Raw genomic sequence first — 25,451 nt, 5'->3', positions numbered from 1 at the left:
CTCTGACCTGATTCAGAAAAAGCTGCACATAAAAAAAGACCTGTCACATGCAGGTCTTTTTCTTTAAAAACAGAAAAGTACGGTTAACTGGCATCTTTTGATGACGCGGACTGCTCATCTTCATCCTGATAAATAAACTTCGGCATTTCCAGACCGAAATAAATCGCGATCAAACGCAGAATAAAACCGAACAATAAGGTAAAAATCACGGTCAGTTCGAGCGACAGACCGACTTCAATACATACCCAATAACAGATCACTGCCACAAACGAGATACTCGCATACAGCTCACGACGGAAAACCAGAGGCACATCATTACACAGAATATCGCGCAAGATCCCGCCCGAAACCCCAGTCAACACCCCAGCAACGGCAGATACCACGAAACCTTGCCCCATTTGTAAGGCAATCTGACAGCCAATAATGGTAAAGCCGATCAACCCCAAGGCATCGAGTACCAAAAACACAGAACGTAAGTGCTTCATCCATTTGGCAATAATAATAGTGACAAAAGCCGCACAGCAGGTCAGCACCAGATATTCCGGATGTTTGACCCAGGTCAATGGATAATGCCCGAGCAGCACATCACGTACCGAACCACCACCCAATGCAGTGACGCAGGCAATCAGAACCACACCAAACCAGTCCATACTGCGTCGGCCTGCTGACAGTGCACCTGTCATCGCTTCCGCGGTAATCGCTATAATATAAATGATGGTCAATAACATGGCCCTTCATCCGCCCGGGTACAAGATGCGCGCTATTCTAAGCTAAACTCATAAAAATTGCGCACAGCACTGCTTAAATTTTTTCCCTGAGCCACAGACACACGGCTGCTTCATAGTGATCTGCATGTCTAAGGTCGGATCCAGAAAGTACCAGCGCCCTTGGTACTGGACAAAATAAGACAACTCACGATGTACCTGAGCCTGTTGCCCATCGTGATAATGCGCCTGAAATTCTACCGCCGCATGCGCTTTGCCGATTTTTTCCTGTACCTGCAGAATTTCCAGTTTCAGCCATTGATTACGCTGGCTCCAGTCTGCAATCCCTGCCCGGTCCAGAGCGGCTTGTTGTCCAAGTGCCGTGGTCTGGATCAGATAATCGATTTGCTGCAAGGCAAAGGCACTATAACGCGAACGCATCAACTGTTCTGCACTGACCGCATATTGTTGCTGCTGGTGCAAAGGCTGACAGCACTGCTGATAAAGACCTTGGCCACAGGGACATGTATTGGGTTGCATAACCGATCCAAAAATAACCCTCAGAAGAGGGCTATTTTAAATCACAACAGAACTCTAGTCTGCAGACTTATTTTTGACAGCTTGATAAATCCGGACTTTTTCGATTTTATGACCATCCATCGTGAGGACTTCAAATACATAACCTTCCGCCTGCATGCTTTCGCCATTGTGCGGTAAACGGCCCAAGTGCCATAGCATATAGCCAGACAAAGTCGAATAGTGTTCGTTTTCATCGACCAAGTCACATCCCAGCAATAAGGAAACATGACGAATATCTGTTGAACCTTCCAGAATCAGAGAACCATCCTCCAAGGTCTCAGCAACGGCTTCGCTTTGATCCTCATCCGGGAATTCACCTGCAATCGCCTCAAGGACATCAATTGGAGTGGCAATCCCCTCAATTGAACCATATTCATTCAGCACGATCGCCATCTGTAAGGGTGCCTGACGTAACTGCTCCATCACCATCAGCACCTGAGCATTTTCATGCACAATCACCGGTTCACGCAGATGTTTTTCAAAATTCAGCACACCAGTTTCAATATACTCATTTAACACTTTATGGGTCAGCACAATCCCGGCAATGTTATCGAGCTCACCATGTGCCACAATCAGTCGGGAATGCGTCATTGACATCAGCTGCTGTTTGATCAGTTCAGCATCTTCTTCCAGATCGATCCATTCCAACTCTGGGCGAGGGGTCATCACCGATTTCACTGGGCGTTCTGACAGGCTCAATACACCTTGCACCAGCACGCTGTGATAAACACCATTATCTTCATCAAACACTTCTTTAGCAAAGGCTTGGGTCGCTAAAACATCTTCCTGCTCTTGATTGGTGGTTTCAGTCTTGTGTTGGCTACCCAGCATCCGCAACACGGCAGAGGCCGTGCGGTAACGCAAATCGGTGGTAGTGACCAGTTTTTCCTGGTTGTGGCGCATCAGCTGATTGACCATCTCGACCAATACCGAGAAACCAATCGCAGCATACAGATAGCCTTTTGGAATATGGAAACCAAAACCTTCTACAATTAAAGAGAAACCGATCATCATCAGGAAGCCGAGGCAGAGAATGACCACGGTTGGATGTTTATTGACAAACTCCATCAAAGGTCGTGATGCCCACAGCATAATGCCCACGGCAATCACGACTGCCACCATCATGATCGACAGTTCTTTCACCATACCAACGGCGGTAATCACACTGTCCAGTGAGAAGACCGCATCCAGCACCACAATCTGCACAATCACCATCCAGAATGCGGCATGTACCGGACTTTCTTCTTTATGTGGCTGATGGCCTTCGATCCGTTCATGCAGCTCCATCGTGCCTTTAAACAGCAAGAAGGTACCGCCAAGCAGCAGGATCAGGTCACGTCCGGAAAAAGGATGATCAAAAATATGGAACAGCGGCTGGGTCAGTGTCACGACCCAGGCAATCGAAGCTAACAGGATCAGGCGCATGCCCAGCGCAAGCATGAGACCCAGCAGACGGGCAGCATTGCGCTGTTCGGGCGGTAATTTTTCCGCCAGAATCGCAATAAAAACCAGGTTATCAATACCCAGCACAATTTCGAGAACAATCAGGGTCGCCAGACCGACCCAGGCGGAAGGATCCGACATCCATTCAAAAATCATCGGGACTTCTCCTGCCAAAGGACGGATTTAAAACGAGTAACAGGCCAATTCATGAAATCAGGATCCCAAACGGGATGAACATTATTTTTCTGGTCTAAAGAGTAAGTTTCGGAGCGACAACAACCACTGCCCATGTGCTTTCATTTGTAGTTAAACAGATTTTCAGTATAGGCAAGAATTTACTGAAATTCATCTTTTTTGTTTGAGCAGAAGGTGCAATTCACTAAGCCCATACAAAGCCTTGCAAAGACACCATACAGCGCTCTTCAAGATGTCACATTTTCTACCTAAGCTAACAATTAGCGATAAAAAACATGTTAAGGTGAAAATAAAACAATGAATAGTGTATTAGAAATGACCAGCTCTCCTCTCCCAACTCAACTCACTCAACAAAGTGCCACTCGTCCACTAGTCGCTTTGTATTGCGGCTCACGCGCGGGCAACAAACCGATTTACCGTGAAAAAGCCATTGCCCTGGCCCAGCAGATCGCCGATTTTGGTTTTGGTGTTGTGTATGGTGGTGCCAGTATCGGTTTGATGGGAGAGGTTGCGAATAGTGTCTTGCAGCATGCCGGTGAAGTGGTCGGGGTGATTCCTGAATTTATGCTGGATTATGAAGTGGCACATCACCAACTGACCGAGTTGCACGTGGTCAGCACCATGCATGAACGCAAAGCCATGATGGCTGAACGTGCCAGTGCCTTTATTGCCTTGCCCGGTGGTTTAGGTACCTTTGAAGAAATTCTGGAAATTGCCACTTGGGGGCAGCTTAATCAGCATCAGAAACCGATGATGCTCTACAATGTCAACGGTTTCTATGACCACATGGTCGCACAACTGGATCATGCCGTTGCCGAAGGTTTCTTGCCGCCACAACACCGTGCCAAACTAATCATCTGTAACCATGCCGATCAGATTATCAATGCCCTGCGTAATTTGCATAGCCCACAGCATGTCGTGCTGTAAAGGCGTATCCTCTTTTTTATAAAAGCGGGATCTCCCCCGCTTTTTATCTCTTGCCTTGCCCTCTGATACTGATCTGCCTGGGATCATTTTGATGACATTTGCTTTACACTAGAGCAAACCTTTATCTCTTTTTCATCATGAGCAGCGTGACCCAGCATCAAGCCCTTCATCCACAATTTCGCTTTCTGGTTTTGCTGGTGGCGATTGGCTTTTTTATGCAGGGCTTAGACACCACGATTGTCAATATTGCGGTGGCTGAAATGGCCAAGCAGCTCGGTGAAAACCCGCTGAAAATGCACAGTGTCGTCGTGGCCTATGTTCTGGCTGCGGCTGCTTGTATCCCGCTCAGCGGCTGGCTGGCTGACCGGTTTGGTGTGCGCAATACCTATCTGTCAGCAATTGTGATTTTTACGCTGGCCTCGCTCGGCTGCGGACTTTCCGGCACACTCAATCAACTGTTATTTTTCCGCGTGGTTCAAGGCATTGGCGGTGCACTGCTGCTGCCGATCGGGCGTTTATCCATGCTGAAAATCATTCCACGACAACAGTTCCTCGCAGCCATGAGCCTGATGAGTCTGGCAGGATTGTTAGGTCCGTTGATGGGCCCCAGTCTTGGAGGCTGGCTGGTGGCCGCTTTTTCCTGGCACTGGATCTTCCTGATTAATGTTCCAATTGGCATTATCGGCTGCCTGCTTACCTTGAAAATCATGCCAAACGTCAAAGAAACCCAAGTGAACCGTTTCGACTTCAGGGGGTTCATTTTACTACTGATCAGTATGGTCGGCCTGTCTCTAGCACTGGAAGTAGCCGCTAACTCACATTATTCCAGTAGGTTGGGATGGGGATTGCTGGGCCTCGGCCTGCTGGCGATGTTGGCCTATGCCTTTCACGCGCACTGGCATCACAATGCACTGTTTCGTAGCCGACTGTTTCGCGACAATCCAGTATTTTCCATTGGTATTTTAGGCAATATTTTTGCCCGCTTCGGTGGTCACGCCATTCCCTTTGTGCTGCCACTGATGCTACAGGTGGTTTTTGGCATTGGCCCGATCGAAACCGGTCTGATGATGATGCCACTGGTGCTAGGTTCACTGGCTTCCAAACCCATCATTCGCCCGATGATTCAGGCCTTGGGTTATCAGCGTTTCCTGTTGATCAATACCTTGCTGATGGGACTGTGTATTGCCAGTTTCGCACTGACCACGGCCGATATGCCTTTGTGGCTACGCAGCCTGCATTTCTTTTTGATGGGGCTGCTCAACTCCCTGCAGTTTGTTTCCATGAATACCCTCACGCTGAAAGATCTACCGCAACAGGATGCCAGTAAAGGCAACAGTTTCCTTTCCATGATCCAGATGGTTTCCATGAGTATTGGCGTGGCGCTGGCTGGAACATTGATCAACTTTTTTACACAGCAGTATGGCACCGGGCAGATCACCCAAGCCTTTCATGCAACCTTAATTTGTCTTGGTGCCATCAATATCATTGCCTTGCTGATCTTTATCCGCATCCCGAAAAATGCCTGAATCTTGCGAATTCTGCTCGAAATTTGTCATTAATCGGACTAAGCTTAAGCGCATCATCTGTTCTTGTGTCTCATCATGCCACGGAAAACCCGAGCACGCTGGATCTTATTACTACTGATATTACTGCTTGTGGGCGGACTGCTGGACTATGCTTTTTTTCTGAGTCGGCGTTCAGTCAGCGCAGAAGATTTCTCAATTCATGGCTTTGATGTTTCGCATCATCAAGGTGACATTCAGTGGAATAAAATTTCACCACAGCGCTATCAGTTTGTTTACCTGAAGGCCACAGAAGGGGGCGATTTTCAAGACCCGAAATTTCAGGACAATTGGCTAAAAGCACGCGAACGCGGTTTACATGTTGGTGCCTATCATTTTTATCGGTTATGCCGCGATGGCAAGATACAGGCGGATAATTTTATTGCCACCGTCCCGAAACGACCCGATGCACTTGCACCGGTAATTGATCTGGAATATGACAACCAGTGCATTAACCACTACACCAAAGAACAGCTGCTACAACAGATTAAAACCATGCATGACCGGCTGCATCAGCATTATGGCAAAGCTCCTATTTTTTATGTATCGCGGAAATTCTACAATATTGTGCTGATCGGCCAGTTTCAGCAGACTCCAATCTGGTTACGTGAATATCGGGCACAGCCGAAACTCAAAGATGGCCGTGAATGGCTGTTCTGGCAATATACCGCACAAGGGAAAATTGACGGGATTAACAAAGCAGTCGATTTAAATGTCTACGCAGGTTCGGCACGTGAATGGCGGCGTTATTTAAAACATCTCGGGATTCAGGCAGATCACTGATGCGCAAGATTATTCATATTGATATGGATGCTTTTTATGCCTCGGTTGAACTGCGTGAACGTCCTGATTTGCAACAGCTTCCGGTGGTCATTGCCTCGCATCATCCACGTGCAGTGATTGCAGCAGCCTCTTATCCTGCCCGGCAATTTGGCCTGCACTCGGCGATGTCGATGGCCACAGCACGTAAACGTTGTCCTCAGGTGGTTGTGCTGCCTCCTGATTTTGCCAAATATCGTGAGGTTTCTGCACAAATCCATCAGATCTTTCAGCGCTATACACCATTGATCGAACCGCTTTCTCTCGATGAAGCTTATCTCGATGTGACCGATAATCTGTTGGGATTAGCCTCGGCGACCGCAGTTGCCGAAGCCATCCGGGCGGAAATCTATCAGCACACTGGATTAACCGCCTCGGCTGGGGTTGCACCTAATAAGTTTCTGGCTAAAATTGCTTCAGATTGGCATAAACCAAATGGCTTATGTGTCATCAAGCCCCGTCAGGTACAGGCCTTTATTCACGATTTGCCTCTGAAAAAAATTCCCGGCGTTGGTAAAGTCACCCAACAGAAATTGCAGGATCTTGAGCTGTATACGCTTGGTGATTTACAAAAAATTGATGAAGCCATCCTGATTCAACAATTCGGCAAATACGGCCGGCAGCTGTATTTATACAGTCAGGGCATGGATGAACGTCCGGTACAGGCCCAGCGTATTCGTCAGCAGATTTCCAAAGAAATCACCTTTCCCACTGATCTATCGCTAATGCAATGCCAGAGCGCCTGGTTACAACTGGCCGAGCAGGTCTGGCACAGTCTAGAGCAGAAACAGCTGATGGCACGAGGCCTGCAACTCAAACTGAAAGATCCACAATTTCACATTCGTCAGCACAGCAAAACCTATCAGCAGCCTTTTCGACAGTTGACCGAGTTACAGCAGGCCATTTGGCAACTGCTGAGTGAAATGCATATCGAACCCGCAGAGAAATTTCGCCTGGTCGGTGTGGGAGTCAGTCAACTCGATTCCCTTTCCGCCAATCAACAACTGGATCTGAGCCTATGATCAAAAACAGAAAAGCAAAAATTTACCAAAGGACTGACATTTTCAGTAGGTTTTGATGTACCCTATGCCTGCGATACATTTACCCTTGTATCGAGCTGGGTTAGAGAACCACACTCGGGTTCGGCTAACACTGTCCTGTAGTTTGCGTGACGATCCAATCCGAAATATTACAGGGCACCCTCTTTTTGCCTTGTGCTCTCCCCTGTGCAAAATGCTTTTGCGTCATTCCCCTCTTGTCTTTACAATCACAGTCCATGACCGTTCTAAGTCACAGTTGCCTTGTCCTTAAGGCACATATCCTCTTTTGTTGTTTGAGAGCCTGTTTATGTCTGTTCAACGCCTGCATGTCGAAAAACGCTTTAGTGAAGTTGCCATTTCAGGCCAACTCATTCATCTGGCAGGTCAACTGGCGAGTGATACCCGTGCAGATATCCGTTCTCAAACCCAACAAACGCTGGACATCATTGATCGCCTGTTGGCTGAGGCCGGCAGTGATAAACGTCATATTTTATCGGTCATGATTTTTCTGCAAGATATTGAACGTGACTATCAAGCCATGAACGAAATCTGGGATCGCTGGGTACCCGAAGGGGCTGCTCCTCCGCGCACCTGTGTAGAAGCCAAACTGTATGCCCCTGATGTTCTGGTCGAAATGACGGTCACAGCCGTCGTGGCAGCATCCTAAATACGCGACTCGCCCAAAACTTTGTTCTTGTCTGACGGGTACAGCGAATATTTTCGGTTGATATCTTCATTCAGCACAGCCGTCTGCTCAAGCTCCTGTAAATCCTGCAAAAAATCGGTATGCAGACGTGGATAATCTGGCACTCGAGGATAACGTAGCACGCGATAACCCGCCATTTGCAGCAGAGCATCCTGATAATGTTCCTGTTGCAAGCCTTTGACACTAGAGGCATCTTCGAGTGCAACAATCGCCATGACTTGATACTGGCGGTTCAAGACCACAAAGTCCGCCATCATATGACGGTATTTATGGCGAGTACGCGGATATTTAGTGGTGAGTAACGCATCGAATGACACATGTGCCAAGATAATCGCATCTGGCAACACTTCACACAGACGTCGGAACGTCAGCTGCTCATTCAAATTAAAGATGGCTCGCCGTTTTAATGGGCTGTCTTGTTGGCGCTGGGTTTTCAGGCTGCGGAGCGCCACCAGCGAGGCTAGCACCAACAGTACGATGCCCGCCGCAATATAGAAATTCATTTTCGTTGATCCCTTTCATTTTTATAATACATCCCGATTTTTTACCGGGCTTTTTAATATGCAGATTCCCTACCCTGGGAAAATGAATCGTTCTTTATAATCCAGCTTATCCTAATCCGCTGTTTTAAATTCACTCTAGCGCAGCCCCTACGGCGGGGCAATCGTTGTACGGATATTTTTACAAAAAACCTCGATCATCTGACCTTTCTTTAGTATTAAAAAAGGATGCCGAAGCATCCTGATCATTTGCACTTAAGCACGAGACTTCGGTTTAGCTTTAGCTTTCGATTGACCAAATGGACGTTTCGGCTCGCCAGTTTCACGTGGTGGCAAACCCGTATGCTGAGTCAGAATCTGTCCTTTTTGTGGACGATTCGGTTGTCCCTGACGGGTCTGGGCACGTGCAGCATTTGGATTGGTCCGTTTGGCCGAATCACCCGACAGTGTCGAATTTTTCTTACGTGCAGACTTGTATTCGCCTTCACTACCTTTCGGCTGATAGGTCGGGATCAGATGCTGTTTCGAGTTACCAATCAGATCTTCACGGCCCATTTCTTTTAAGGCTTCGCGTAATAATGGCCAGTTGTTTGGATCATGATAACGCAAGAAGGCTTTATGCAGACGACGACGTTTTTCACCCTTCACAATATCGACATCTTCAGTTGTACGCCCCACTTTGGCCAGCGGGTTTTTGCCGGTGTAATACATGGTTGAAGCTGTTGCCATCGGAGATGGATAGAAGGTCTGCACCTGATCGGCACGGAAACCATTCTTTTTCAACCAGACAGCCAGATTCATCATGTCATAATCTGTAGTACCCGGGTGTGCTGCAATAAAGTAAGGAATCAGATATTGTTCTTTGCCCACCTCTTTACTGAAACGATCAAACATCTGTTTGAAACGGTCATAGGTCCCGATCCCAGGCTTCATCATTTTCGATAATGGGCCTTTTTCGGTATGTTCTGGTGCAATTTTCAGATAACCGCCAACATGGTGCTGGACCAGTTCTTTGACGTATTCAGGATTCAGCACGGCCAAGTCATAACGTAGACCAGAACCGATCAGGATCTTCTTGATGCCTTTAATGGCACGTGCCTTACGGTACAACTGGGTCAACGGAGCATGATCGGTGTGCAGGTTCTGACACACACCCGGATAGACGCAGGATGGCTTACGGCAGTTCTTTTCAATTTCTGGATCTTTACAATGCAAACGGTACATGTTGGCCGTCGGTCCGCCAAGATCGGAAATAATACCGGTAAAGCCCGGTGCCGTATCCCGGATCTTTTCCACTTCGCGTAGAATCGATTCTTCTGAACGGTTCTGGATGATACGGCCTTCATGTTCGGTAATCGAACAGAAGGTACAGCCGCCAAAACAGCCACGCATGATGTTGACCGAAAACTTGATCATGTCAAAAGCCGGGAAACGCGCATTGCCATAAGCAGGATGTGGCAGGCGTGCATACGGCAGATCAAACACATAATCCATTTCTTCGGTGGTCAATGGAATCGGCGGCGGATTAATCCAGACATCACGTTCACCATGACGCTGTACCAGCGCACGTGCATTCCCTGGATTCGTCTCTAAATGTAGAATCCGGTTGGCATGGGCATACAACACCCGATCATTCGCCACTTCTTCGAACGAAGGCAGACGAATCACCGCCAGTTCACGTGGTGGCAGTTTATGTTTGATGGCGCGACTTGCCGCAGGTTGTAACTGCACGATTTGGGTATCGGCATCCAGCTGATCACCTTCCCGCACAATCGGATTCGCTACAATTTCTTTCTGGAAATTCTGATACTGCGTCAGGCTGTTGCCTTTGTCTTTTTCAATTTCACAACCATCAATGTCTTCCGTCATCACATAGGGATTGATGATCGGATCAACCCGGCCAATGGTATCGACATCGTTTGAGGCAATTTCTACAAACTGTGCCTTGGTCGCACGGTTATGTTTATTGACAATAAAGGCCGTACCGCGCACATCGGTAATCTGCTGGATCGGTTCACCCTTGGCCAGACGATGCATCACTTCAACAATCGAACGTTCGCCGTTGCCATACATCAGCAAATCCGCTTTAGAATCCATCAAGATGGAACGACGGACTTTATCTGACCAATAATCATAATGAGCGATACGACGCAATGAACCTTCAATCCCCCCGAGTAACACCGGCACATCGGGATAGGCCTCTCGACAGCGCTGACAATACACCGTTGCTGCACGGTCTGGACGTTTATTCGGGACATTATCGGGAGAATAGGCGTCATCAGAACGGATTTTACGATCTGCCGTATAGCGGTTGATCATGGAATCCATATTGCCGGCCGTTACACCCCAGGCAATTTTAGGCTTGCCCAAAACACGGAAACTGTCCACATTGGTCCAGTCCGGCTGCGCAATAATCCCCACACGGAAGCCTTGAGCTTCCAGCACACGGCCGATAATCCCGGAACAAAACGAGGGATGATCGATATAAGCATCGCCACAGACCAAAATAAAATCGCACTCATCCCAGCCAAGCTGATCCATTTCTTCACGCGACATCGGCAAAAATGGCGCAGGATCAAAGCATGACGCCCAATATTTGTCGTAATCAAACAACGCTTTAGGCGCGGTCTGAGGTTTATATGCAGTAGACATGGCTAGCGATTCTCGGCTGGCAAGTGGAAGATCAGAAACGATCAAAATGAAAGTCGATCATTTTACCATGAATTTCACTCAACTGCCCCGATATTAAATCCTGCAAAAATAAGTGCATAACAATTTTATTGTTTATTTTTTCATCTATTTTAAGGCTCAAGAAGCGGATTTTAAGGGCTTCAGCAGGGCAATCATGTGCGTGAACCACGTGCCAAATAGACGGCTAAAAGCAGCCCAAATACCAAAATCAGACTGATTTCAGTCCCGATACCGTGCCAACCAAAATTTTCCCAAACCACACCGCTTGAACTGCCCAGGATACTTGAACCCAAGTAATAACAAAACAAATACAGGGAAGAAGCCACTGCACGGTACTGTACGGCCTGTACCGATACCCAGGCGCTTGCAGTCGAATGTGCCGCGAAAAAGGAAAAAGTAAAAATTAGTAAGCCAATAAAAATCAGCCAGATCTGGTTCAGCATCATGATTCCTAGTCCGGCAATCATGCTACACAACATCACTGGCAAAACTTTTTCCCGGCCAAAACAACGCGACCAGGCGGCTGCACGCGGCGAACTATAAATCCCGGCTAGATAAACAATTGAAATCAGTCCAATCCAGGTTTGGCTCAACTGAAAAGGTGCTTCGAGCAGATGGTAACTCATATAATTAAAAATCGTGACGAAGCAGCCCATTAAAATAAAAGCCTGAACAAACAGAATCCGTAATTTCCTATCTGCCAGATTATGGGCAAAGGACTGAATAAAGCGTGAAAAATGCATCGGATAGGCGGAAAAGTGACGCGAATTGGGGAGCAATTTCCAAAAGGCGATTGCCAAGCAGAAATTCAGCAAGCCAATGATCAAGGTAGCTTGTTGCCAACTGAGAAAATCAATCATCACCCCAGCCAACAAACGTCCACTCATGCCCCCTACAGCCGTCCCCGAAATATACAGCCCCATAGCAAAGGCCAAATCTTCACGGGCTATTTCTTCGCCAATATAGGTCATTGCAACTGCAGCGACACCACTGACACATAACCCAATTAATACACGAAACAGCAGATATAACGGCCACATCTGTACAAAACTGGATAAGATGGTCAGGCTGGAGCAAAGCAACAGTGCCCACAACATAATCGGTTTGCGACCAAAACGGTCTGAAATCATACCCGTGAAAAGCAACCCGACGGCCAGCGCAACCGTTGAAAGAGACAAAGGAAAACTGCTTTGGGTTGGACTGATCTGAAAATATTGGGCAAAAATCGGCATCATCGGCTGTACACAGTACAACACCGAAAACGAAGTAAATCCGGCAAAGAACAGTGCTATCAGAATGGCAGAAAATGCTTTAGAACCACGTGCGATATAGGGAATGGGATCGGACACACAACACTACCTGATAGTCGATGCCGGGTAGTATACGCCCGAAATATACCTTGCGTAAAAAAACAAAAAAGAGCCCGAAGGCTCTTTTGTGAATCAGCAGTAGCTTAGTTCGCTAAAGAACGTTTGCCATCTACACCTGTCGCAACTTGCTCTTGTTTCTTGCTGCCTTCTACAGAAGCCTTCAAGTTCACCATGAAGATTGCCAATGCTGCAATCACACCTGGAATCGCGATCACCAAGAAGTTCATTTGGTGTGGCAATTGGTAAGTCAACAATGCACCAGTTAACACAGGACCTACGATCGCGCCGATACGACCGATACCAGATGCCCAACCCATACCTGTTGAACGTACTGAGGTTGGATAGTATTGTGCAACGAAAGTATACAGCAAGATTTGTGAACCAATCGTTGCAGCACCCGCGATTGCAATCAAAGTGTAAAGTACTGGTTGTGGACTCTTGAATCCAAGCAGAACTAACGCCGCAGCACCCACAACAAACATTGTCGTAATAACAGGTTTCAAGTGGAATTTATCTGCCAACGCACCACCACCAATCGCACCGACCATACCACCGATGTTCAAGGCGAAGAGGAACAGTAAGCTTGCACCCAATGAGTAGCCTGCAGACAACATCAGTTTTGGTAACCAGCTGCCCAGTGCATACACCATCAACAAGCACATGAAGAAGGCAACCCAGAACATGAAAGTACTGAACGCACGACCTTGTTGGAACAGTGCACGTACTGGCGCTTCGTCCCCAGCGATCACTTCATTCAATACCAATTGAGTCTGTGGAGTTACAGTTTGTTCAGGTGCAACTTTACGCAGAATTGCTTTTGCCTGGTCATGACGGCCTGATTTTACAAGGAACATCAAAGATTCAGGTAGGAATTTCCAGATCAATGGTAAAACCAATAAAGGAATACCTGCCAACATGAACATAATTGTCCAGCCGTGATCCGCGACTAACCACTTACCAAGCAATGCAGATGACATACCACCAATCGCATAGCCACTGAACATCAAGGCAACGAGTGTGCTACGAATGCGTTTTGGTGCGTATTCAGTCATCAAGGCAACAACGTTTGGCATTACACCACCGATCCCAAGACCTGCGATGAAACGTAAAATACCAAACTCAACTGGGTTAGATGCGTAAGCTCCTAAGAACGTGAAGCCACTGAAAAGCGCTACACAGATCATAATAGTCTTTTTACGACCCAATTTGTCGGACAGGGTACCAAATCCCATGGCACCAAACATCATACCGAACAAGGCACAACTCGCAAGCAAGCCCGCTTGTACAGTTGACAGCGCCCATTCTTGCATCAGCAATGGCAAGGCAACGCCATAGATGACCAAATCATAACCATCAAAAATGATAATCAGTAAACACCAGATCAAAACGCTCCAATGAAATGGTGTAAATTTGGCGTGATCAACGACCTCGTTGATATTCAGTTTTTCTTGAGTCATGCTTCACCTCCATCTTGTGAAGACCCATACTTATCTTAGGTCTACACAATACGGACATGCTCAACTAAAGTCCAAAACCGATTTCGCATATGTCTATGCCTTAAAAGTATAGGATATGCAGATTTTAACGATTTTTAATATCAAAATGAAATAATGGAAAAATCCACTTTTATAGTTTAAAAACCTGATTGAAATAAATTAAGTATATGATTTTTAATAATTTTACCATTTAAAATCCTAGTAAAATTCTCAACTTTTAAAAATTATATATCCTGAAGGTCTGCAAAACTTGCTTGAGTGAGTCGGGCCAAATCTTGTGGACTGAGGCCAATATCCAGTCCACGCTTTCCACCACTCACATACATTTTGCTAAGGTCTAATGCACTCTGATCAATGACCGTTTTTAAGCGTTTTTTCTGTGCTAACGGACTGATTCCTCCCACCAAATAACCAGTTAAACGCTCAGCATCTTTCATCTCTGCCATTTGTAATTTCTTACAGCTTAACGCAGCTGCGGCTTTTTTCAAGCTCAATTGATGAGCGACAGGAAGGACCATTACATAATAATTTTTATCATCAGTAACCAGCAATGTCTTGAAGACTTCAGTGAGTTTTAAATTCAATTTCTCAGCCGCTTCGAGTCCAAAATTTTTAATACTGACATCATGCTCATAAGTATGTATGGAAAATTCAATTTTTTGACTTTTTAATAATTTGGTCGCAGGAGTCATTGTTAAATCTAGTTACAGCACAATAGCAATAAAAGTACATTAGCATACTTTAAAGGTATTTATAAAATAAGTGATTACTTTCTTTTTCATCTATTTTTCTAGTGTTCGCTAAGTTACTTTAAATGTGAATATTTTCCATCACTAAATCCAGTTGCTAGGCCTTTCATATGCAGTTTTTACCCGAACTGAAGTCTTAAAGTTTCTATTTCCTCATTATCCATTACCAATCATGTTGAACAGTTCAATCTAGTTGGATTGATGATCAGTAAACTAAGGCGTGGGTAAAATCTTTTGCATTTTTTACTAGGCAAAGAAAAAACCCCCACCATATTTAATGGTGGGGGTTTTTAGGAATAATGAGCTGGCGATGACTTACTCTCACATGGGTAACCCCACACTACCATCAGCGCGAAGAGGTTTCACTTCTGAGTTCGGGAAGGGATCAGGTGGTTCACTCTTGCTATTGTCGCCAGCACAACTGTTATGGTTTTCAGTGGTCTTACTTGATGCCACTTAGTTACCAAATCTTGAACAGATTGGGCTGTATTGAATCTTACTTTAAGGTGTTCATTTTAGCTTTAGTTTTAACTAAATCAAGTATTTATGATGAATCTAGCTTGATACAACAACTGTTTGGGTGTTGTATAGTCAAGCCTCACGATCAATTAGTATTGGTCAGCTTCACATATCACTATGCTTCCACATCCAACCTATCAACGTCCTAGTCTTGAACGGATCTTTAGAGGACATAAAGTCCTAGGGAAATCTTATCTTGAGGTAGGCTTCCCGCTTAGATGCTTTCAGCGGTTATCCCTTCCGAACATAGCTACCCGGCGATGCGACTGGCGTCACAACCGGTACACCAGAGGTTCGTCCACTCTGGTCCTCTCGTACTAGGAGCAGATCCTCTCAAATTTCCAGCGCCCACGGTAGATAGGGACCGAACTGTCTCACGACGTTCTAAACCCAGCTCGCGTACCTCTTTAAATGGCGAACAGCCATACCCTTGGGACCTGCTTCAGCCCCAGGATGAGATGAGCCGACATCGAGGTGCCAAACACCGCCGTCGATATGAACTCTTGGGCGGTATCAGCCTGTTATCCCCAGAGTACCTTTTATCCGTTGAGCGATGGCCCTTCCATACAGAACCACCGGATCACTAAGACCTACTTTCGTACCTGCTCGACTTGTGGGTCTCGCAGTTAAGCGCGCTTTTGCCTTTATACTCTACGCGTGATTTCCGACCACGCTGAGCGCACCTTCGTACTCCTCCGTTACTCTTTAGGAGGAGACCGCCCCAGTCAAACTACCCACCAGACATGGTCCTCGACCCAGATTATGGGTCAGAGTTAGAACCTCAACATTACCAGGGTGGTATTTCAAGGACGGCTCCATTGGAACTGGCGTTCCAACTTCAAAGCCTCCCACCTATCCTACACAAGTAAGGTCAAAGTTCAATGTCAAGCTGCAGTAAAGGTTCACGGGGTCTTTCCGTCTAGCCGCGGGTACACTGCATCTTCACAGCGATTTCGATTTCACTGAGCCTCTGCTGGAGACAGCGCCGCCATCATTATGCCATTCGTGCAGGTCGGAACTTACCCGACAAGGAATTTCGCTACCTTAGGACCGTTATAGTTACGGCCGCCGTTTACTGGGGCTTCGATCAAGAGCTTCGCTTACGCTAACCCCATCAATTAACCTTCCAGCACCGGGCAGGCATCACACCCTATACGTCCACTTTCGTGTTTGCAGAGTGCTATGTTTTTAATAAACAGTTGCAGCGGCCTGGTTTCTGTGGCTGCCAGCAGCTCAAGGAGCAAGTCCTATCACCGCCGGCAGCGTACCTTCTCCCGAAGTTACGGTACCATTTTGCCTAGTTCCTTCAGCAGAGTTCTCTCAAGCGCCTTGGTCTACTCGACCTGACCACCTGTGTCGGTTTCGGGTACGATTCCTGTGTAACTGAAGCTTAGAGACTTTTCCTGGAAGCATGGTATCAGCCACTTCACTGTACAAGTACAGCTTGCTATCAGATCTCAGCATAGAGTACCCCGGATTTGCCTAAGATACATGCCTACATCCTTTCACCTGGACAACCAACGCCAGGCTGACTTAACCTTCTCCGTCCTCTCATCGCATTACACAGAAGTATTGGAATATTAACCAATTTCCCATCGACTACGCCTTTCGGCCTCGCCTTAGGGGTCGACTCACCCAGCCCCGATTAACGTTGGACTGGAACCCTTGGTCTTTCGGCGAACGGGTTTTTCACCCGTTTTGTCGTTACTCACGTCAGCATTCGCACTTCTGATACCTCCAGCAGACTTCTCAATCCACCTTCATCGGCTTACAGAACGCTCCCCTACCACGTATACAAAGTATACATCCGCAGCTTCGGCACATAGTTTTAGCCCCGTTACATCTTCCGCGCAGGCCGACTCGACTAGTGAGCTATTACGCTTTCTTTAAAGGGTGGCTGCTTCTAAGCCAACCTCCTAGCTGTCTATGCCTTCCCACATCGTTTCCCACTTAACTATGATTTTGGGGCCTTAGCTGGCGGTCTGGATTGTTTTCCTCTTGACTACGGACGTTAGCACCCGCAGTCTGTCTCCCGGATAGTACTCATAGGTATTCGGAGTTTGCATCGGTTTGGTAAGTCGGGATGACCCCCTAGCCGAAACAGTGCTCTACCCCCTATGGTATTCGTCCGAGGCGCTACCTAAATAGCTTTCGGGGAGAACCAGCTATCACCGAGTTTGATTAGCCTTTCACCCCTATCCACAAGTCATCCCCCGGCTTTTCAACGACGGTGGGTTCGGTCCTCCAGTTAGTGTTACCCAACCTTCAACCTGCTCATGGATAGATCACCCGGTTTCGGGTCTATACCCAGCAACTAGACGCCCTATTAAGACTCGATTTCTCTACGGCTCCCCTATACGGTTAACCTCGCTACTGAATATAAGTCGCTGACCCATTATACAAAAGGTACGCAGTCACACCACGAAGGTGCTCCCACTGCTTGTATGCATGCGGTTTCAGGATCTATTTCACTCCCCTCACAGGGGTTCTTTTCGCCTTTCCCTCACGGTACTGGTTCACTATCGGTCAGTCAGGAGTATTTAGCCTTGGAGGATGGTCCCCCCATATTCAGACAAGGTTTCACGTGCCTCGCCCTACTCGACATCATTATCTAAGCCCTTTCGTGTACAGGACTATCACCCACTATGGTTGCACTTCCCAGAGCATTCCACTAAAACTTAGATAACTTAATGGGCTAGTCCCCGTTCGCTCGCCGCTACTAAGGGAATCTCAATTGATTTCTTTTCCTAAGGGTACTGAGATGTTTCACTTCCTCGTTCGCCTTGCATGACTATGTATTCATCATGCAATACCTATCTTATGATAGGTGGGTTCCCCATTCAGATATCTCCGGATCACAGGATATTTGCCGCCTCCCCGAAGCTTTTCGCAGGCTATCACGTCTTTCTTCGCCTCTGACTGCCAAGGCATCCACCACATGCACTTAATTACTTGACTATACAACCCCAAACAGTCGTTAATCCCTACAAGTAGGATCAAGACAGATTAACTAATTACTTAGTCAATCCACAGTTTGTTGCCCGTGCATTTAAGCACTGTACAGCTTCAATCTAAATTCATATACCAAAACGCTTGATTCAGTTAATTTGCTAGTTCTCAATTTCATTCAACATTCACAATTGCTTGCTACTGTCTTCTGAATTGAGTGAACAATTTATTTTAGACTCAATTTTGCCAATCTGTTAATGAATAAACACGCCTTCGTCAGGTCATGCTTAATACCGTGATACTTAAATCACAGAAATTAATAAACATCATCGTATTCATTAAGTTCTGCAATCTTTAGCTTTAGCCTCGTACCGAAATACGTGGTGGAGACTAGGAGAGTCGAACTCCTGACCTCCTGCGTGCAAAGCAGGCGCTCTACCAACTAAGCTAAGTCCCCAGCTATATCATTAGTCAATGTATCGTATGAGTATGTCATGGTGGGTCTGACAAGACTTGAACTTGTGACCCCACGCTTATCAAGCGTGTGCTCTAACCAACTGAGCTACAGACCCTCAGATACATCGTCATGAAGAACAACTTGTTGTGGATTCTTACTAATCGTCAATCTTTCGTTAAGGAGGTGATCCAGCCGCAGGTTCCCCTACGGCTACCTTGTTACGACTTCACCCCAGTCATCGGCCACACCGTGGTAACCGCCCTCTTTGCAGTTAGGCTAGCTACTTCTGGTGCAACAAACTCCCATGGTGTGACGGGCGGTGTGTACAAGGCCCGGGAACGTATTCACCGCGGCATTCTGATCCGCGATTACTAGCGATTCCGACTTCATGGAGTCGAGTTGCAGACTCCAATCCGGACTACGATCGGCTTTTTGAGATTAGCATCACATCGCTGTGTAGCAACCCTTTGTACCGACCATTGTAGCACGTGTGTAGCCCTGGCCGTAAGGGCCATGATGACTTGACGTCGTCCCCGCCTTCCTCCAGTTTGTCACTGGCAGTATCCTTAAAGTTCCCACCCGAAGTGCTGGCAAATAAGGAAAAGGGTTGCGCTCGTTGCGGGACTTAACCCAACATCTCACGACACGAGCTGACGACAGCCATGCAGCACCTGTATGTAAGTTCCCGAAGGCACCAATCCATCTCTGGAAAGTTCTTACTATGTCAAGGCCAGGTAAGGTTCTTCGCGTTGCATCGAATTAAACCACATGCTCCACCGCTTGTGCGGGCCCCCGTCAATTCATTTGAGTTTTAGTCTTGCGACCGTACTCCCCAGGCGGTCTACTTATCGCGTTAGCTGCGCCACTAAAGCCTCAAAGGCCCCAACGGCTAGTAGACATCGTTTACGGCATGGACTACCAGGGTATCTAATCCTGTTTGCTCCCCATGCTTTCGTACCTCAGCGTCAGTATTAGGCCAGATGGCTGCCTTCGCCATCGGTATTCCTCCAGATCTCTACGCATTTCACCGCTACACCTGGAATTCTACCATCCTCTCCCATACTCTAGCTTCCCAGTATCGAATGCAATTCCCAAGTTAAGCTCGGGGATTTCACATCCGACTTAAAAAGCCGCCTACGCACGCTTTACGCCCAGTAAATCCGATTAACGCTCGCACCCTCTGTATTACCGCGGCTGCTGGCACAGAGTTAGCCGGTGCTTATTCTGCGAGTAACGTCCACTTATCCCAGGTATTAACTAGGTAAGCCTCCTCCTCGCTTAAAGTGCTTTACAACCAAAAGGCCTTCTTCACACACGCGGCATGGCTGGATCAGGGTTCCCCCCATTGTCCAATATTCCCCACTGCTGCCTCCGTAGGAGTCTGGGCCGTGTCTCAGTCCCAGTGTGGCGGATCATCCTCTCAGACCCGCTACAGATCGTCGCCTTGGTAGGCCTTTACCCCACCAACTAGCTAATCCGACTTAGGCTCATCTATTAGCGCAAGGGCCGAAGATCCCTGCTTTCTCCCGTAGGACGTATGCGGTATTAGCGTTCCTTTCGAAACGTTGTCCCCCACTAATAGGCAGATTCCTAAGCATTACTCACCCGTCCGCCGCTAAGCTAAGGTGCAAGCACCCTCGCTCCGCTCGACTTGCATGTGTTAAGCCTGCCGCCAGCGTTCAATCTGAGCCATGATCAAACTCTTCAGTTTAAAATCATTTGCCACTTTTTCGAAGTGGCCAAATCTGGCTCATTAATCTTACTGACTAAAAATTCGCTCAAATAAACTTCGAGTAATTTCTACCAATTCAATCAATGATAATATATCGATCAATCAACCAGTAAAAATCCACACAAGTTGTTCTTCATAATCTCTTAATGATCTTCTCGATGCTTCGTCAGCATCAAGCTAGGTCGGCTATACTACTCTGTTTATCCAGAATGTCAACTCTTAAATTTAACTTATTTCCAATCGATTGATTTTCAACAAGTTTTATTCAACAGCGCCGCCGATGGATTCGCATTATAGGCCATTTTTTTTTACATGCAACACTTTACTTTGGCATTTAATTTCATGTGGATGTTTTTCCAACACAGATACAATTAAGCTATTATTTTTTATGATTAATTTATTTTAACCATAAATTACTAAAATTTAAGTAGCTGCCATGTATTTGAATTTGAATTTGAAATCATTTAAATAAAAGCAAGTGTTTGTTATTTAACAACAAAAGTTAAAAATGCAATTTCAAAAATACCCACATGCAACAAAACGATGCATTATTTATGTTCTAAACGCTGTTTATGAATCTGCATCACCACATCACTAAACTCATTTAACACATAATTTACCCAAAGTTTGCTATACCAGTTGTATTCTGTGGATAAGCGGTAATCGATGGTTAAAATCAGTTTAGTCGTATTATTATCCAGTTTTTCAAGTTGATAATCCGTCTTCAATAAATCGAAATAAGGCCCGCCAATCTTGACATGGTCATCCATTGAGCCCTTCGGAAAGGATGTCGGACTAAACTGATAGGTCCAGCTTAATAAATAGGGTGCATGAGATGCAGTCACCCGTTCTTCAAACTGAACTCCACGTTCCCATTGAATGGTTCTGACCATCCTTTCTTTTCTTTGTTCGGTCATGCCAAAAGTAGGTTTAGGAAAGCCCATCATAAAAATAAAATTGTCTGGAACTTCTTCCGGTCGTACCTGACCAATCTGATTAATCGCTTTGAATACCTTATCCTGAGGTGCATGAATAATGAGTTCACGTTGTGTTTGACCATAATAATTCCGGCTAAAATCCGGCAACACAAAAAACAGTAACAAAGGAAAAAGAGCCAATGAATAGGTTTTAAAGCTTGGCTTCCACAAATATCTGCAAAATGCTTGCATCAACACAGTACCAAGCTTTAATTCGACAAAAATCAGCGGACTGAGAATAATCAGGCAAATGGTTCCTTCACCCAGAAAAAGAGCACCGAAAGCTAAAATCCCTGCCAATCCTGACCAAGCAATTAACCAGCCTGTATTTCTCAATCGGGATGGTTTTTGTACTAGGGCAAAATATTGCAATAATGCCCCTAAAATAATAGGAATAATAATCACAACCGTACTGGTCATTAATCCTGAATACGCTCTGTCCTGACTATACGTTTTGATAAAATATACAATGCTCGCCAGTACAATAATCACTAAAATTAAAGGTAATAGCTTATGCAGAAAATTCGATTTTTTGGCGTAGATTTGCTCCAACTCCAAAGGTACAGTGATACCCTCCAAAACAATCACATACTGATCTTGCTCATCGCGCATCCGGTAAAACTGATAAAATTTGAAACCTTGTGAATAAAGAATACGGCCTAATTCTATCCTGAAATCTTGGTTCCAGTTTTTCACTGTGATTTTGCTATAACCTTGTGTTTTTAACTCTTCTATTACTTTTTCTGTATTCACCTGATTCATTTTAACGACTCATTTTTATTCTATGGATATTAAAAAGCCATTGTCTTTCGACAATGGCTCTGTATTTAATCACAGAAGTCAGTCATTAAAATTTAAAACTCATCCGTGCCCAGTAGTTGCGGCCAATATTATTAAATTGCTCATTCGCAGCAAAGCCAAAGCCAGCACTGCCCGCCTTGTTCAGATGTTCTGCATAGGCTTTATCTAACAGGTTATCAATGCCAACCGAGAGATCGACACCTTCACGCAGGTTATAAGAACCATTAATAGATAAAGTACCAAAGCCTTTGCTTTCGCCCAAGTCATATCCCACGATATTACCTTCGTTTTTACTGATACGGCTTTGATCATCCACAATCCGCCATAAAAGGCCGACGTTATATTTCTCCTGCACATAGCGCAGGTTGACACGGGCTTCTAACGGCGCAATCTGCGGTAACGGTGTGTTATCGGTAGTGTTTTCACCCCAGGCATACATGGCACTGATGTCACCCTGAATCGTATCGGTAAATTGATAACCCACACCGGCTTCCGCACCAGCAATGGTTGCATCGACATTACGGGTATGTGCATCCATCATATTCGTATAATTCGTTAAGATATAGTCATTAACCAGACCTGCATAAGCCGATACCCACGAATTCAATGCGCCATGCTGATGTTGATAGCCTAGATCCAACTGTAAAGTTTTCTCAGTATCTATGGAGTTAAAGACATCTTTAGAATCATTTCCTGTTTTAGGACTGAATAATTCCCAGTAATCCGGCATTCGCTCCACATATCCCAAACCCACATAGGTTTTAGCATCATGATTTGGATGTTGGTTCTCTAGACGGATAAAAGCACTTGGTAAAGTTTTATTCAACTCACGATTAAAACTTGCTGATGCTGCACGTTCATCTTTCACATTGACTTGGTCAACACGGACACCCGTAACTAATTTATTTTGATCAGTCAGTTGATAATTAAGTTCACCAAATGCACCATATGAATGGAATTTCATATCCGTTGTTACCGGCACATTATCAGCAGGTTTAAGAGGATAATATTTTCCAAGCGCATGTTTGTTGTTCTGCGTATCTAGACCGGTGATCAACTGGGTTTTATCCCATTCGCTGGTCATCGCCAACCGTGCATTTAATGTGCGACGTGTTACATTTGTTGCCATAGGCATCTGCATCATGCCCATAGGTTTAAACTCACGTAAGCTAAAACTATCCATGACATGATCGTTAAAATTGTAGTTGATTTGCCCTTCAACCTTTTTAATCACATCTGTCAGGTTTTTCTTTTCAAAACGCAATCCCAGACTTTCACGGGCAAACTTGGAGCCATCCATCATACGGCCAGCATAAACGGCTTCGCCATCCGCCTTGCCACCACTGAGTTCCAACCAAGTATTTTCATCCGGTGTCCACCCCAAAGCGACATCAGTATTCCAGCGTTCCCATGCGGAAGGTACAGCATCGCCATTGCCATCTTGATAATCATCCGACTCGGAACGATTGGCATTTAAACGGATATATTTAGTTTCGTCGCCAATGGCGGTTTCAACATTTTGATCCAGACGGCCATAGGAACCAAGCAGCACACTGGCCTGACCACGATAATGCTTTTCAGCAGAGAGTTCTGTTTCTGGACCACGCTCAAAAATCACCGTCGCAGCAGAACCGGTATTGGCATACTGTACGGTTTGCGGGCCTTTAATCACCGAGATCCGGTCATAACTTTCCGGTGAAATATAAGAAGTTGGTGCATCCATACGCGATGGACAGGCCCCTAAATTTTCTGTGCCATCGGTCAGAATTTTAATGCGTGAACCAAACATGCCACGGAAGGTCACATCCCCATTGGTCCCTGCGCCACTATTGACCGAGTTAAAACCCATAATACTTTGTAAGTAATCAGCACCATCCGTAGCTGGAACCGGTTGAATTGGCTGTTTCGGATCAGCGTGTACGATCAGACCATTGGCATCATTGGCTTGTTGTGCAGTAACAACCAGCGGTGCCAAAGAGTGCAAGGTGTGTTCAGATGAACTTTCGGCATCATTTGCCCATACTAATGTAGAAGAACACGCAGCCAAAACCGCAGCCGTGAGCGGCTGTAATAAAAATTGAGGGTGTGACATCGCACAATACCTTTTAATACATAAATAAAACTGTGCAGGCCTCATAGAAGACCCGGAAAAACGCAACGTTTTGTTTATGCAAAAATAGGGGGTGCCCTGCCTTGGGGAATGAGAAACAGTCGCTGCAGAACAAACCAGACATGGCTAAATGCCTGTTGAAATGCCATCAGGCGAACCTGGATACGATCCAAAACCTGCTTCACCTCAAGTTCTGGCGGCAGTACCAGATTGCCATACACGGTACAGTATTGGCATTGATGGTTGGCATCATGATGATCATGACCGGTTTGTTTAACAACTTGCTGATGTTCTGCATGAAGCGCATGTTCATGCACAGTGGAGGAATGTAAAGTTGTAGCAGGAGAAAGCAGCAGTGCACGGGTAATGGTTTCACAGATAGGCGCAACCTGATACTGCTTAGGTAGCAGAGGCTGTAAAAATACCGCAATCTGTAAAAATACCGCTGCAAAAGACAGCAGTAACCCACTACGTACGAACAAATCTTGAATCTCAAAATTTTTACGCGACCAGTATAGCAAAGCCCAATTCAAGATTGGGCTTTTCTTCGACTAATGCCTAAAAAGTTAGCGTTTGACCGCCACTTTTTGACGTTCTTTTTGTCGGGTCACTTTTTCTATTTTTTCCCGAGCACGTTGACGTTTTAACGGCGACAAATAATCGACGAACAATTTACCTTTTAAGTGATCCATTTCATGTTGGATACAAACAGCGAGAAGTCCGTCAGCTTCTATCTCAACTGCTTGACCTTCAAGGTTAATTGCATTGATCTTGACGCGTGACGGGCGCTCAACTTTGTCGTATATTTGAGGCACTGACAAACAGCCTTCTTCATAAGGCTGAGTTTCTTCGGTAAGTGGGGTAACTTTGGGGTTAATGAAGACCATAGGTTGATCTTTTGATTCGGACAGATCCATCACGATCAACTGAATATGACGATCAATTTGTGTAGCAGCCAAACCAATGCCAGGCGCTGCATACATGGTTTCAAGCATATCCGCAGCGAGCTGACGAATTTCATCAGTCACCTCTTCCACTGGTTGAGCAACGGTACGAAGTCGGGGATCAGGGAAACTTAAAATTGGTAATAAGGCCATACTGCGTCCTCAATTATGCCATTGATCA

Annotated in this window: 17 protein-coding genes, 2 tRNA genes and 3 rRNA genes; 5 read left to right on the top strand and 17 right to left on the bottom strand. The window is 45.9% G+C overall.

The window, feature by feature from the left end:
• Positions 1–83: 83 nt before the first annotated feature.
• From PGW99_RS00775 to PGW99_RS00765, 3 genes are read right to left on the bottom strand one after another with little or no spacing between them, the layout of a single operon-like run.
• A complete protein-coding gene (locus PGW99_RS00775) occupies positions 84–728 on the bottom strand; it encodes a trimeric intracellular cation channel family protein (RefSeq protein ID WP_273778178.1) in 645 nt (214 codons plus the stop codon).
• A gap of 48 nt (positions 729–776) precedes the next feature.
• A complete protein-coding gene (locus PGW99_RS00770) occupies positions 777–1,244 on the bottom strand; it encodes a YchJ family protein (RefSeq protein WP_273778177.1) in 468 nt (155 codons plus the stop codon).
• A gap of 54 nt (positions 1,245–1,298) precedes the next feature.
• A complete protein-coding gene (locus PGW99_RS00765) occupies positions 1,299–2,882 on the bottom strand; it encodes a TerC family protein (protein ID WP_273778176.1) in 1,584 nt (527 codons plus the stop codon).
• A gap of 336 nt (positions 2,883–3,218) precedes the next feature.
• Between PGW99_RS00765 and PGW99_RS00760 the strand changes: the two genes are divergently transcribed.
• From PGW99_RS00760 to PGW99_RS00740, 5 genes are all read left to right on the top strand, one after another.
• Positions 3,219–3,848 (top strand): TIGR00730 family Rossman fold protein, encoded by a 630-nt coding sequence (locus PGW99_RS00760; RefSeq protein WP_273778175.1) that lies wholly within the window; start codon positions 3,219–3,221, stop codon positions 3,846–3,848.
• 137 nt (positions 3,849–3,985) lie between these two features.
• Positions 3,986–5,374: a multidrug transporter subunit MdtD gene (mdtD, locus tag PGW99_RS00755; RefSeq protein WP_273778174.1), complete on the top strand. Its 1,389-nt coding sequence runs from the start codon at positions 3,986–3,988 to the stop codon at positions 5,372–5,374.
• A 75-nt stretch (positions 5,375–5,449) separates the two neighbouring features.
• On the top strand, positions 5,450–6,193 hold the full coding sequence (locus tag PGW99_RS00750) for a glycoside hydrolase family 25 protein (protein WP_273778172.1): 744 nt from the start codon (positions 5,450–5,452) through the stop codon (positions 6,191–6,193).
• Positions 6,193–7,251, top strand: coding sequence for a DNA polymerase IV (gene dinB / locus PGW99_RS00745; protein WP_273778170.1), 1,059 nt, complete (start codon positions 6,193–6,195; stop codon positions 7,249–7,251). The genes PGW99_RS00750 and dinB overlap by 1 nt, the downstream gene beginning before the upstream one ends.
• 325 nt (positions 7,252–7,576) lie before the next feature.
• Positions 7,577–7,936, top strand: a complete 360-nt coding sequence (locus PGW99_RS00740; protein WP_273778169.1) for a RidA family protein — start codon at positions 7,577–7,579, stop codon at positions 7,934–7,936.
• Here the strand turns inward: PGW99_RS00740 and PGW99_RS00735 are convergent.
• The 14 genes from PGW99_RS00735 to def all read right to left on the bottom strand — a co-directional run bounded on the left by PGW99_RS00735 (position 7,933) and on the right by def (position 25,423).
• Positions 7,933–8,478, bottom strand: coding sequence for a DUF2726 domain-containing protein (locus PGW99_RS00735; protein WP_273778167.1), 546 nt, complete (start codon positions 8,476–8,478; stop codon positions 7,933–7,935). The genes PGW99_RS00740 and PGW99_RS00735 overlap by 4 nt on opposite strands.
• Positions 8,479–8,730: 252 nt before the next feature.
• Positions 8,731–11,127 carry a YgiQ family radical SAM protein gene (locus tag PGW99_RS00730; RefSeq protein ID WP_273778165.1) on the bottom strand — a complete coding sequence of 799 codons (2,397 nt, stop codon included), beginning with the start codon at positions 11,125–11,127 and terminating at the stop codon, positions 8,731–8,733.
• A gap of 191 nt (positions 11,128–11,318) precedes the next feature.
• Positions 11,319–12,515, bottom strand: coding sequence for an MFS transporter (locus PGW99_RS00725; protein ID WP_273778164.1), 1,197 nt, complete (start codon positions 12,513–12,515; stop codon positions 11,319–11,321).
• Positions 12,516–12,619: 104 nt separating this feature from the next.
• Positions 12,620–13,993 carry an MFS transporter gene (locus PGW99_RS00720; protein ID WP_273778163.1) on the bottom strand — a complete coding sequence of 458 codons (1,374 nt, stop codon included), beginning with the start codon at positions 13,991–13,993 and terminating at the stop codon, positions 12,620–12,622.
• A gap of 263 nt (positions 13,994–14,256) precedes the next feature.
• Positions 14,257–14,724: a Cys-tRNA(Pro) deacylase gene (gene ybaK / locus PGW99_RS00715; protein WP_273778162.1), complete on the bottom strand. Its 468-nt coding sequence runs from the start codon at positions 14,722–14,724 to the stop codon at positions 14,257–14,259.
• 359 nt (positions 14,725–15,083) lie between these two features.
• A 5S ribosomal RNA gene (rrf, locus tag PGW99_RS00710) occupies positions 15,084–15,198 on the bottom strand.
• A gap of 170 nt (positions 15,199–15,368) precedes the next feature.
• A 23S ribosomal RNA gene (locus tag PGW99_RS00705) occupies positions 15,369–18,258 on the bottom strand.
• A gap of 372 nt (positions 18,259–18,630) precedes the next feature.
• A tRNA-Ala gene (locus PGW99_RS00700) sits at positions 18,631–18,706 on the bottom strand.
• 38 nt (positions 18,707–18,744) lie between these two features.
• Positions 18,745–18,821: transfer RNA gene (locus tag PGW99_RS00695), tRNA-Ile, on the bottom strand.
• Between the two features lie 61 nt (positions 18,822–18,882).
• Positions 18,883–20,417 (bottom strand): 16S ribosomal RNA (locus tag PGW99_RS00690).
• The 16S, 23S and 5S rRNA genes sit together here with 2 tRNA genes alongside, the layout of an rRNA operon.
• Before the next feature lie 569 nt (positions 20,418–20,986).
• Positions 20,987–22,177 carry a hypothetical protein gene (locus PGW99_RS00685; RefSeq protein ID WP_273778161.1) on the bottom strand — a complete coding sequence of 397 codons (1,191 nt, stop codon included), beginning with the start codon at positions 22,175–22,177 and terminating at the stop codon, positions 20,987–20,989.
• 85 nt (positions 22,178–22,262) lie between these two features.
• Positions 22,263–24,308, bottom strand: coding sequence for a TonB-dependent copper receptor (locus PGW99_RS00680; protein ID WP_273778160.1), 2,046 nt, complete (start codon positions 24,306–24,308; stop codon positions 22,263–22,265).
• A gap of 74 nt (positions 24,309–24,382) precedes the next feature.
• Positions 24,383–24,808 carry a DUF2946 family protein gene (locus tag PGW99_RS00675; RefSeq protein ID WP_273779380.1) on the bottom strand — a complete coding sequence of 142 codons (426 nt, stop codon included), beginning with the start codon at positions 24,806–24,808 and terminating at the stop codon, positions 24,383–24,385.
• 84 nt (positions 24,809–24,892) lie between these two features.
• Positions 24,893–25,423 carry a peptide deformylase gene (def, locus tag PGW99_RS00670; protein WP_273778159.1) on the bottom strand — a complete coding sequence of 177 codons (531 nt, stop codon included), beginning with the start codon at positions 25,421–25,423 and terminating at the stop codon, positions 24,893–24,895.
• Positions 25,424–25,451: the final 28 nt, after the last annotated feature.

The sequence above is a fragment of the Acinetobacter sp. GSS19 genome, from assembly GCF_028621895.1.
Lineage (GTDB): Bacteria > Pseudomonadota > Gammaproteobacteria > Pseudomonadales > Moraxellaceae > Acinetobacter.
Note: the sequence above shows the minus strand (reverse complement) of the source record. Positions and strands in the feature narration are given on the sequence as shown.

What these genes read in the sequence shown, in the direction of transcription:
- PGW99_RS00735 (WP_273778167.1), bottom strand. Translation starts at nt 8,478, where the DNA reads ATGAATTTCTATATTGCGGCGGGCATCGTACTGTTGGTGCTAGCCTCG.
- PGW99_RS00750 (WP_273778172.1), top strand. Translation starts at nt 5,450, where the DNA reads ATGCCACGGAAAACCCGAGCACGCTGGATCTTATTACTACTGATATTA.
- PGW99_RS00685 (WP_273778161.1), bottom strand. Translation starts at nt 22,177, where the DNA reads ATGAATCAGGTGAATACAGAAAAAGTAATAGAAGAGTTAAAAACACAA.
- PGW99_RS00760 (WP_273778175.1), top strand. Translation starts at nt 3,219, where the DNA reads ATGAATAGTGTATTAGAAATGACCAGCTCTCCTCTCCCAACTCAACTC.
- def (WP_273778159.1), bottom strand. Translation starts at nt 25,423, where the DNA reads ATGGCCTTATTACCAATTTTAAGTTTCCCTGATCCCCGACTTCGTACC.
- dinB (WP_273778170.1), top strand. Translation starts at nt 6,193, where the DNA reads ATGCGCAAGATTATTCATATTGATATGGATGCTTTTTATGCCTCGGTT.
- PGW99_RS00740 (WP_273778169.1), top strand. Translation starts at nt 7,577, where the DNA reads ATGTCTGTTCAACGCCTGCATGTCGAAAAACGCTTTAGTGAAGTTGCC.
- PGW99_RS00680 (WP_273778160.1), bottom strand. Translation starts at nt 24,308, where the DNA reads ATGTCACACCCTCAATTTTTATTACAGCCGCTCACGGCTGCGGTTTTG.
- mdtD (WP_273778174.1), top strand. Translation starts at nt 3,986, where the DNA reads ATGAGCAGCGTGACCCAGCATCAAGCCCTTCATCCACAATTTCGCTTT.
- PGW99_RS00720 (WP_273778163.1), bottom strand. Translation starts at nt 13,993, where the DNA reads ATGACTCAAGAAAAACTGAATATCAACGAGGTCGTTGATCACGCCAAA.
- PGW99_RS00770 (WP_273778177.1), bottom strand. Translation starts at nt 1,244, where the DNA reads ATGCAACCCAATACATGTCCCTGTGGCCAAGGTCTTTATCAGCAGTGC.
- PGW99_RS00730 (WP_273778165.1), bottom strand. Translation starts at nt 11,127, where the DNA reads ATGTCTACTGCATATAAACCTCAGACCGCGCCTAAAGCGTTGTTTGAT.
- ybaK (WP_273778162.1), bottom strand. Translation starts at nt 14,724, where the DNA reads ATGACTCCTGCGACCAAATTATTAAAAAGTCAAAAAATTGAATTTTCC.
- PGW99_RS00765 (WP_273778176.1), bottom strand. Translation starts at nt 2,882, where the DNA reads ATGATTTTTGAATGGATGTCGGATCCTTCCGCCTGGGTCGGTCTGGCG.
- PGW99_RS00775 (WP_273778178.1), bottom strand. Translation starts at nt 728, where the DNA reads ATGTTATTGACCATCATTTATATTATAGCGATTACCGCGGAAGCGATG.